1 protein-coding gene is annotated in these 1,283 nt (G+C 62.5%); it reads right to left on the reverse strand.

Annotated features, from left to right (window positions below):
- Nucleotides 1–1,283, reverse strand: a 1,283-nt coding sequence (locus KPG66_RS17270) for a condensation domain-containing protein (RefSeq protein ID WP_237071666.1), incomplete at both ends; no start/stop codon positions are given.

A 1,283-nucleotide genomic window follows, 5' to 3' on the forward strand; every position in this document is an offset into this window, starting at 1 on the left:
TGCGCTTCAAATAGCTGGTGAATACATTGGTGTGACGGATAGTCTTGCTGCGTCGCGTTCCACGTCTCGAGCAATAACGTACGCTCAGCCGACGTCAGCAACTGAACACGCGTGACCGGATGCTGGTCGTCAGCGGCCATCGACTGCAACATCGTCTGCAAATACCCAACGTGTCGCTCGATCGTCGCGCGATCGAACAGCGCCGTCGCATAATTCAGCCAGCCGACAACCTCCCCATCTGCTTCATATAGGTGCAGGTCCAGATCGAACTTGGCCACGCCATCAGCCAAGTCCGCTGGCGTGACTTCCAGCTCCGGCAGATCCCACACGGCACGCTCGTTGTTTTGCCACGCGAACATCACCTGAAACAGCGGCGTATGCTCGAGCCGACGCGGCGGCTGCACAATCTCCACCACCTGCTCAAATGGCAAGTCCTGATGCGCTTGCGCCTCCAACGTCGTGCGCCGTACCCGCTCGAGCAACTGCGCCGGGCTCGGCGCACCCGACACATCCACACGCAGCGCCAGCGTGTTCACAAAGAAGCCAATCAGCGGCTCAATCTGAGGATGGTGACGATTGGCGCTCGGCGTGCCAATGACCAGATCGTCTTGCCCCGACAGGCGTGCGAGCACCGCGCTCCACGCCGCCAGCACCGTCATAAATAGCGTCGCGCCCTGGGCTTGGCTTAAACGCTTCAAGGCTCGCGTGATGGGTGCATCAATCCGAATCGGCACCCGTGCCCCCGCAAACGATTGCTGCGCCGGGCGTGGCCGGTCAGTGGGCAGCGCCAGCAGCACCGGTGCATCGGCCAGCGCCGTGTGCCAGTATTCGCTTTGCGCTTGTAGCCGCTCGCCCGAGAGCCACTGTCGCTGCCAGGCCGCATAATCGGGATATTGGATCGTCAGCGCCGGTAATGGATCGGCCGGCTCACCGCAGGCGGCGCGATACAACGTATTCAATTCGCGCACCATCACGCTGATTGACCAACCATCCGACACGATATGGTGCTGCACGAGCAGCATTACGTATTCGTCGTCAGCCAACTGCATCCCGCACGCACGCATGAGCGGGCCACGGGCCAGGTCGAACGGCGCTTGGGACGCCTCAGCGCTCAGGCGCACCAACTGCGCCTGCGCATCCGGCACGCCGCGCAGATCATGCCAGGCCATCGGCACCCTCACCTCGGCGGGCAACAGTTGCACCTGCGGCTGACCGTCAACGCTGACGAACACCGAGCGCAGCGCTTCGTGACGCACAAACAGCGCATCCAGCGCTTGCTGCCA

Origin of the sequence: Mycetohabitans sp. B2 (assembly GCF_021733735.1) — a bacterium.
Taxonomy (GTDB): Bacteria; Pseudomonadota; Gammaproteobacteria; order Burkholderiales; family Burkholderiaceae; genus Mycetohabitans; species Mycetohabitans rhizoxinica.